At 40.4% G+C, this 9091-nt stretch carries 7 protein-coding genes; 2 read left to right on the top strand and 5 right to left on the bottom strand.

The features are described 5' to 3' along the window. The first annotated feature begins 123 nt into the window (after nt 1–123). Nucleotides 124–354 (top strand): hypothetical protein, encoded by a 231-nt coding sequence (locus PTE_RS17390; RefSeq protein WP_036849223.1) that lies wholly within the window; start codon nt 124–126, stop codon nt 352–354. Between the two features lie 95 nt (nt 355–449). Here PTE_RS17390 and PTE_RS25485 read toward each other — a convergent pair whose 3' ends face one another. Then, a complete protein-coding gene (locus PTE_RS25485) occupies nt 450–851 on the bottom strand; it encodes a hypothetical protein (protein ID WP_131601537.1) in 402 nt (133 codons plus the stop codon). 6 nt (nt 852–857) lie between these two features. After that, the gene (locus PTE_RS27345; RefSeq protein WP_422615334.1) at nt 858–1031 is read right to left on the bottom strand and encodes an Hcp family type VI secretion system effector; all 174 of its coding nucleotides are present in this window, start codon (nt 1029–1031) and stop codon (nt 858–860) included. 381 nt (nt 1032–1412) lie between these two features. On the opposite strand from PTE_RS27345, the gene sbcB reads away from it, so the two are divergent. Continuing rightward, nucleotides 1413–2843 carry an exodeoxyribonuclease I gene (gene sbcB, locus PTE_RS17380; RefSeq protein WP_036849220.1) on the top strand — a complete coding sequence of 477 codons (1431 nt, stop codon included), beginning with the start codon at nt 1413–1415 and terminating at the stop codon, nt 2841–2843. A gap of 140 nt (nt 2844–2983) precedes the next feature. Here sbcB and dld read toward each other — a convergent pair whose 3' ends face one another. The 3 genes from dld to PTE_RS17365 all read right to left on the bottom strand — a co-directional run bounded on the left by dld (nt 2984) and on the right by PTE_RS17365 (nt 8843). Next, nucleotides 2984–4699 (bottom strand): D-lactate dehydrogenase, encoded by a 1716-nt coding sequence (gene dld / locus PTE_RS17375; RefSeq protein ID WP_036849218.1) that lies wholly within the window; start codon nt 4697–4699, stop codon nt 2984–2986. 195 nt (nt 4700–4894) lie between these two features. After that, a complete protein-coding gene (locus PTE_RS17370) occupies nt 4895–6277 on the bottom strand; it encodes an APC family permease (RefSeq protein WP_036849217.1) in 1383 nt (460 codons plus the stop codon). 592 nt (nt 6278–6869) lie between these two features. After that, nucleotides 6870–8843, bottom strand: coding sequence for a ligand-gated channel protein (locus tag PTE_RS17365; protein ID WP_036849216.1), 1974 nt, complete (start codon nt 8841–8843; stop codon nt 6870–6872). Nucleotides 8844–9091: the final 248 nt, after the last annotated feature.

Below are 9091 nucleotides of genomic sequence, written 5' to 3'. Positions count from 1 at the left end.
ATTTAAATACATCTCAAAAATGACTATATTTGTGATATTCATCTTAATAATAAAATAAAAAATTCCTTATTACTGAAACAGTATTAAAATCGACGAAAAACATGACGAAGATTAGGTTAAGTGATGAAAAAAATCCCTTTTGATTTAGATGGTTACGAAATATCCTTTGGCTATGCCCGTAGAACAAAAATTCCGATTATAAAAATAATCCATCCCAAAAATGGCCTTTCTATTAGGCCATTCTATAGTGTCAATAGAACGAATTTGCTTGAAAGAATCCAATACGAAACTGATTTAAAAGATCAATATATTGAGCGTATTAATGAGCATTTTCAAGAAATTAATTATCCTTAAAAAACCAGATATAACAGGAGGTTATATCCTTCTACTTTAGTACCTTGGAAATTACCAAGGTACTGCATATCAGTTTATTCTGTTTTATATCTTATTCACTGATGAATACATTTGTAATTAGCTGGTAAAAGTGCTGACCTGATGTAAGATAGTAAATAATAACACCCCCTAATATCTCTATCTCTTATTATATCTGCATTGAAATTTACTGAAATAATTGGCATTTTTCTTTTATTTTTTCTGTTATGTAGAAAATAAAAGCAGAAAACGCCAAGCATGTACCCGCAACTATCGCATACTGATATCGATTTTCTAATGTTGACATCAAGGTAAAATAAACTAATCCCATAACTGAAAATACACTCACCCCACCAATTATCCCTTGAATTATATGCATCACTATTTTCATCAATATACTTATTATCGCCATCAGCATTTATCCAGTCCTGCGGAGAATTCATTAAATATCGCATTAAATAAACTGCGATCTTCTTCATACGCCTCTAACGCTCTGACATATGACTCCATTTTACTCTCAACCAAAAAATAGAGTAAATCCAAGTTACCTTATCAATAGGTTTAGTGATAATTACCGGATGATGTGAAACATTTTGTTTGCGAGTCATAAGATGTTGCAGACTATAGACGAAAATCTGATCTTCGTGCCCATTTTGCACTTTGATACCTATTGAGTCTCTTCTGCCACAACCCGCAGAAATTAACCCTTGGTTTCACCTTTAATCGTTAAATAAATTAAATTTGACATATTCACCTCATTTATCATTTCAATACTTTAATGCATACTGCAGTAGGCAGATCAGTATTGTCAAGGATAAATGTTCTAAAAACATACAATAATTTATTCCAAGCCCCAAAAATGTTAATAACTGACATCCCATCGTGGCGCAGAAAGTAGGAAAATATGGATATAATATTGCAATCACATGGATTCTCTAAGATAGTAAGCAATGATTACCTACATTTCTGAACAAAATATCATTCCCCTCTCTAAAAAGCAGAAAAAACAAATAATTAACCTCATTGGACATTGAACAACAATGAAAAACAGCAGCGAACAACCCAACTTCTATATTCATGACTACGAAACTTTCGGTAAACATCCCGCATTGGACAGACCAGCTCAATTTGCCGGTGTCCGCACCGATATGGATTTCAATATTATTGAAGAGCCGTTAGTTATTTACTGTTCACCTGCTGATGATTATCTCCCTCAACCAGAAGCGGTCATGATTACAGGAATTACGCCTCAGATTGCCTTGGAAAAAGGCGTCAACGAAGCGGAATTTGCCCGTCAAATCCATAACGCGTTCAGTATGCCAAACAGCTGTATTCTCGGTTATAACAATGTCCGGTTTGATGATGAAGTCAGCCGGAATATTTTTTACCGCAATTTTTATGATCCGTACGCTTATAGCTGGCAAAAAGGTAATTCCCGTTGGGATTTACTGGATGTATTACGTGCCTGTTATGCCCTGCGTCCCGAAGGTATTATCTGGCCAAAAAATGAAGATGGTCTGCCCAGCTTTAAACTGGAACATTTGACGAAGGCAAATGGCGTTGAGCATTCACATGCTCACGATGCAATGTCCGATGTTTACGCCACGATTGCCATGGCAAAATTGCTTAAAGAAGCACAACCACGGATGTTCAATTATTTCTTTCAGTTGAGAAATAAGCAGAAAGTCAGCAATCTCATTGATATCCCTCAAATGAAACCACTGCTTCATGTTTCCGGTATGTTTGGCGCTGCCCGCAGCAATACCAGCCTGGTTGCACCTCTTGCCTGGCATCCGGTAAATCGGAATGCCGTTATCATGTGCGATTTGGCAAGAGATATTTCACCTTTACTGGAGTTGGATGCTGATGCTCTACGTGAACGCCTATATACCCGCCATGATGAATTGCTGCCCGATCAGCCATCAGTTCCTGTCAAATTGGTTCATATTAATAAGTGTCCGATAATCGCACCTGATAATACTTTGAGAACAGAAGATGCTGAACGTCTTGGGTTGGATCGTGATCATTGTGAAAGAAATCTCTCTATTCTGCGGAAGAATCCACAAATCAGAGAAAAAGTTGTAGAACTCTTTGCTGAGGCCAAACCTTTCCCTGAATCAGATAATATTGACGCTCAACTGTACAATGGCTTTTTTAGTGATGCAGATAAAACAGCAATGAATATTATCCGTGAAACATTACCTCAGAATTTACCTGCACTAGATCTGACTTTTCAAGATCCAAGGATTAAAAAGCTGTTATTCCGTTATCGAGCCAGAAACTACCCTGCTACTCTGACTTATGATGAACAACAAAGCTGGTTGCGTCATCGTCAAGATGTATTAACTCAGGACAAACTCAGTGAATATATCTTTATCATTGAACAGCTCTTTATTGAACATCAAGGCAACGAAGAAAAATGCCATCAACTTAAAGCATTAATGGAATATGCAGCGAAACTGGCTGGATAATTAGGCAAATAGCGGATAAGCACAGAATGGCGAGCTATATCTACTCGCCTTTCTTGTTAACAGGATAATTTTCATTCATTCTGACAGATTTAAACTTTCTTAGCATCAGCATAGCGTTGTAAATGCTGAGAATATTAACATTAAGATTCCCCATCCCAATTTTTCAGCTTGGATGTTTTTCCAATGCCTGGATTAAGAGTGTTAGTAGGATCGGTCATTCGATAGAAAGCTTTAAGTTGAGGCTTAGCCTGATACAGATGACCCACATTATGTTCTGCGGGATATTCCGCGCCTCGTTTATCAAGCAGTTCCATCATTCTTTCTTTCAGAGCATGTACATCCACACCTTTCTTCACAATGTAATCCTGATGGAACACATGGCACATAAAATGTCCACAATAAAGCTTGTGCACTAATACATCATCAAACTCCGGTGGTAACTGTTCAAACCATTTACGATCATTACGGCGCAAAGCAATATCAAGCGAAAGGATATTCTCCGTTTCGTTACTATGCACGGCTTGATAACGGATCGCTGAACCACCCGCGGAGAAACGATGCAGGAACGCTTTAGCGCCTTCATCCGGTGTACAAGCAAAGAAATCCCCTTCTACCCGGCTGAAATAACTTTCCAGCCAATTTCTAGCTTCCTCAACCCCATCACCAGACATTTTTAATATCAAATGATGCTCAAACCGATCACGATATTCTTTCAAACGCTTAGGTAAGTGGGGAGGAAGTAAGCGGCTTAACCCTTGCATCATTCGATCAATAATATTGGCAGGTAAAAATGGGATCCTGTTGAAAATAGCGTCCATTTTCCCTTTCAAAGTAAAATAAGCTGGCATCTTATCCGTACCAAGCTTATCAATCATAATGAATGTATCTTTACCGTAAACTTCTGCAATATCGAAAACATCCCGATGCATATATTCACCCGCCACCGGTAAATGACGAAAATTCGCTAATATATGGCGCCGCAATTCCGTCAATACATCAGTTTGATTGGTACCAATATAAAATACCTGAGATAAAGGCTCTGCCGGGAAAGTATCAAGCCTAACCGCAAACACAACCAATTTACCTGCACATCCTGAGGCTTCAAACAGACGGCGTTCATCAGAATTAAAACGAGATGGCGTATCAGCATCTACGTCACGTACTCGTTGCGCATACTCATAATCAGACGCTTTACGCTGACCATATTCTACATCTTGCTCACTGTAACGCTGTCCTTCCAGACAAGAGAGGATCTCTTCCGGTGTTTCTCCCAGATAGATACCCAGATGATTAATCAATTCTGGTTTACCACGTTCATTAACTCGTCCGTATAACGCCATTTCAGTATAAGCTGGCCCACGATGAACCAAAGATCCGCCGGAGTTATTACAGACACCGCCAATCACAGAAGCACCAATACAGGAAGAGCCGATAATGGAATGCGGCTCGCGTCCCAGAGGTTTAAGAGCACGTTCAAGTTGCCACAATGTACTGCCAGGCAGCGCGACTACCTGATTGCCCTGTTTCAGGATCTGTATTTTATTCATGCGCAACGTACTAATGATCACGATGTCGCGGTCGTAATCCTTACCATTTGGTGTAGAACCTTCGGTCAAACCGGTGTTAGCCGCTTGCATCAAGATGATTTTATCTGCTTCAACGCAGGCTTTAAACACACGCCACTGTTCCACCAGCGAACCGGGAAATACCACAGCTAAAGCGTCACCTTGGCCGGAGCGAAAACCTTTACGATAACGTTCCGTTTTATGGGGAGCAGTCAGGATATGAGATTTACCGACAATATTGGTCAGGGCAGTGATGAGTTGTTGATTTTGAGAGGTCTTTGTATCATTCATAGTCTCTTCCTCTATAATTTAATCGCCTCTCAGAGCATAGATTGTTTTTCTCCATTTACCGTTGAAATTTTTCTTATCTGCAAACTACCTCCCTGTTTTTTTTCCTAAGATTCTTATTCTGAATTATTGCAACAATGGGAAACATAAAAAAAACGGCACCAAATTCGGTGCCGTTATTCTTTTTCAAACCGAATACTAAACCATTTCAGAACACTGAGGCATCGGCTGACGGAAGCTGCGGGTCAGGAATACCATATAAATCAAACCAATTGCTCCCCAAGTCAGCCCTAACTCCATAGAACTTTGTTCCAGATTCATCCACAGCACACCAACAGTACAAGCCCCAATCACCGGTAATACCAGGAAGTTGATTGTATCTTTCAGTGTACGGTTACGACGTTCACGAATATAGAACTGAGAGATGACCGACAAGTTTACAAAAGTGAATGCTATCAGCGCGCCAAAGTTAATCAGAGCCGTTGCAGTAACCAGATCAAAGATCATTGCGGACAGCGCGACAAGACCGACCAGCAATACGTTGATTGCCGGAGTTCGCCATTTCGGATGCACATAGCCGAATACTTTCTCAGGAAATACACCATCACGCCCCATAACATAAAGCAGACGGGAAACACCTGCGTGAGCCGCCATACCAGAAGCCAAAACGGTGACACAAGAGAACACCATAATGATGGACTGAAATAAAGTACCCGCTACATACAGCATAATTTCTGGCTGAGCTTCATTCGGGTTCTTGAACCGAGAGATATCAGGAAAATAGAGCTGTAAGAAATAAGAAACCATAATAAAGATGATGCCGCCAATTAATGCCGTCAGGAAGATCGCTTTCGGGATCACCTTGCCTGCATTCGGCGTCTCTTCGGACAACGTGCTAATGCTATCAAACCCAAGGAATGAAAAACATAAAATCGTTGCCCCGGTAATCATCGGGATTAAATGAGCATCTTCAGAAGTAAATGGCCTTGCGCTCCATAAAGTTCCTGCGCCTTCTCCATTGTATACGCCGTGGATCAACAAGCCCACGAATACAAGCATAACTGCAACCTGAACAATAACAATACCTGTGTTGAGATTAGCAACAACGTTAATCCCACGCAGGTTAAAAACGGTCATTAGAAACGTCAAACCTACAACGAAGATCCACGGATCTACACCGGGAAAAATGGCCTGGAGATAAATTTTCGCCAACAAGATATTTATCATCGGCATGAACAAATAGTCCAGCAACGATGACCAACCCACCATAAAGCCAACATGAGGGCTGATGGATTTTTGTGCATAAGTGTATGCAGATCCGGCAGAAGGAAAACGTTTTACCAATTTCCCATAGCTTAGGGCAGTAAACAGAATTGCGATCAAAGCAATAGCATAAGATGTTGCTACATGACCGTCGGTCAAACCAGAAACAATCCCGAAAGTATCAAAGATGGTCGTAGGTTGCAGATAAGCAAGCCCCATCATCACCACCTGAACTAAGGTCAGTGTTTTTCTGAGTTGAACACGATTGTTCGCACCAGTTTGGTTGGTGCCAATTGGAATTACAGTATCATGCGACATGAGCGAAACCTCCCATAACTTCGATTCGTGTTACGGTACTACTTAATCGACAGTTACTGGGAAGACTTCGCTTCTGCCTATAGGCAGTGGAGTTAGAGGCTGGATTATACGCAGAGCTCAACGCTCCGTAGTCATCAAAACAGCAGCTTGCGCCAATTGGCACAAGTGCGAAAGAGAATAATTGCTCCATATTAGCGTTCCTCATGACGGCAACCGATTCTTGTTATGGTTGCTCGTGGGCCAATTATCTATCCGGCTCAGAATCCGGCCTCTAGTATAGTAAAAAATAAGTCTAAGCAAAAAAAATAACCGACACATATAAACGCATCAGTTATTTTCCAGTGGGCGAATTCTGCACTTGAAGACTTGAAATAGCAATAGTCACCGCACTAAAAGTCCATTATTTTTTATCACACAAATTGATTACGCTATGGAATTTAACTATGTCTTATACATTCTTTTGACATGTATTAAGTTGTAGCACAACACAAAACGGATTGCCATTCAGTTTTTGCAGGTAGAAGTAAAAAAACAAAACCCCCTGCCAGAAACAAACAAGGGGGTTATAGCACATTATAGCTAAAACTAATTATCAGAAGTCGTAGGTGATACCAATGTTATAACGACGGCCATCCAGTACCGAGCCATGATTCTCTTCAGTAACACGTTTATCAAATACGTTGTATACCCCACCTAGCACACGTAACTCTTTAGTCAAATTATAACTAACGCCGATATCCACAAAGGTATAGGATGGAGTCCCCTTGTCCATACGGGTACGTAACAAGTAATCCGAAGTTTTGCCGCGGAAATTAACGCGCGTCCAGGTTTTCATTTCCGGTAAAGTCTGCCAGTTCAAAGTCGCATTTGCCATATGCTTAGGCGTTTTGTTCAGTGGCTTACCTTTGAAATCCCCACTTTTTTGTTCTGAATCAGTATAAGTGTAGTTTGCTGTCAACGACCAGTCTTCAATGATATCCCAGTTCATTGTCGCCTCCACACCATGCATATTTACTTTATCAACGTTCTCACGTTTACTAATAAAGTCATAATTTATTCCATTAATTGGAGCACATGGTTTAGCGCTGTCTTTATCACAATCTCTAATTTCAGTGATCTTATCTTTAAAATCTGTATTAAAGAGAGTTATACCAATATTAAAGTTATCCTGATTGTTCCAGATAACACTAATTTCTTCACTAACCGTTTTCTCTGGCTTAAGATCTGAATTGCCTAAAATCATGCCCTTCAAGAAACGGCCACCTGTTACTTGTCCCCAATTCGGGGCTACATGACGCAGATCGGGTGAGCGATAACCCGTGGAGACACCACCTTTAATCGTCCATTGTTCATCCGCATGCCACACACCATACAAACGAGGCGTCCAGTGTGCACCAAAGTTTTCGTCTTTATCCATACGGATGCCGCCAGTCAGAGCAAAATCATTAGTCATTTGCCACTCATCTTCAGCAACCAACGCCCAGCTCCAGCGAGTTAATTTATTCACATCTCTTGCTGAAGGCAGTTGGTTACCATCATCTCGCAAATCTTCATAACGATACTGACCACCAATGCTTACTGTATGATCATCCAGCATGAAGACTGAATGATTATTAAATACCGTCTCATTATATTTCATGTCACGGCCGGGGTTACTTGACTCGTCACGCTGAATGTAGGTATTTATGGTACCAAAGTCATAGTTGCCATTATGGGTGATAGAATAATTATTACGTTTATAGCGATTTACATTATCATCACAAGATTTTGGCGTGCATTCACGCGTCTTACCGATAGTTGAATCACGATCCTGCTCATAACGACCCGCTACAAAATCAAAAGTATTCTGTTCATCAGGTGTCAGAGAAAAAGTTGCTGAACCGTTGCGCATTTCCTGCTTGTTAAAGCCGCCAATAAATTTATCTTCGTTGCGGTGAGAATACAGGCCATGCACTTTTAATCCCAATAGTCCGTCAATTATCGGGCCTGCTGCATAAATGCTGCTCTGATGGCTGTTACCGGAATTTTTACGTTCAGTCAAAGTGGTATCAGCGCGAAGGCTGGTTTTCCACTCTTTCTGCGCTTTACGGGTAATAACGTTGATCACTCCTCCCATCGCATCAGAACCATACAGAGAGGACATAGGACCACGTATCACTTCAATACGTTCAATAGCAGCCAATGGCGGCAACCACCCCTGCTCAATACCAGAACCGTCACTGTTTGGGCGGGTATTACGGGTATCAACACGCTTACCATCAACCAGAATCATAGTATACTTCGATGCCATACCACGAATGCGGATATCACTGTAGCTACCACCATCTGTAACCAAGACACCTGGCACATCTTTCAGTGCATCAGTCACATCACGATAAGCCTTGGTTTCCAATTGCTCACGGCTCACCACAGAAATAGACGCTGGCGCATCTTCAATCTTCTGTTGGAAGCCTGCAGCAGTAGTTACAACAATAGTGTCATTACTGTCACTGGCCGCAAAAACAGAGCCAGATGAGATTGCAGCAATAACTCCTAACGCGATTTTTCTTTTATTAAAAACACCCATTCCCAATTCTCCAAGAAATATAATTATGTTTTATTCATATGTAAAAATGGATAATCAACATATGCTCAAATAACGAGGAAAAATATTTACCTCTGTGTGGTTTTATTGTTTTTTTATTAGATTTACTTATATTTTATGATCATAAAATATAAGTAATTTTCCTATCTCATTAAATTATTTTATTTTTCATTCTTTGCAATAAATAATGGATCTGAACATTACCTAGACAAAAATAATCGTTTTTAAGC

Source organism: Photorhabdus khanii NC19 (assembly GCF_000517265.1).
Taxonomy (GTDB): Bacteria; Pseudomonadota; Gammaproteobacteria; order Enterobacterales; family Enterobacteriaceae; genus Photorhabdus; species Photorhabdus khanii.
The sequence above is the reverse complement of the archived record's forward strand: the minus strand, read 5'-3'. Positions and strand labels throughout refer to the sequence as shown.

Coding starts and splice junctions, on each gene's coding strand:
- PTE_RS25485 (WP_131601537.1), bottom strand. CDS start 851: ATGAAGAAGATCGCAGTTTATTTAATGCGATATTTAATGAATTCTCCG.
- sbcB (WP_036849220.1), top strand. CDS start 1,413: ATGAAAAACAGCAGCGAACAACCCAACTTCTATATTCATGACTACGAA.
- PTE_RS17365 (WP_036849216.1), bottom strand. CDS start 8,843: ATGGGTGTTTTTAATAAAAGAAAAATCGCGTTAGGAGTTATTGCTGCA.
- dld (WP_036849218.1), bottom strand. CDS start 4,699: ATGAATGATACAAAGACCTCTCAAAATCAACAACTCATCACTGCCCTG.
- PTE_RS17390 (WP_036849223.1), top strand. CDS start 124: ATGAAAAAAATCCCTTTTGATTTAGATGGTTACGAAATATCCTTTGGC.
- PTE_RS17370 (WP_036849217.1), bottom strand. CDS start 6,277: ATGTCGCATGATACTGTAATTCCAATTGGCACCAACCAAACTGGTGCG.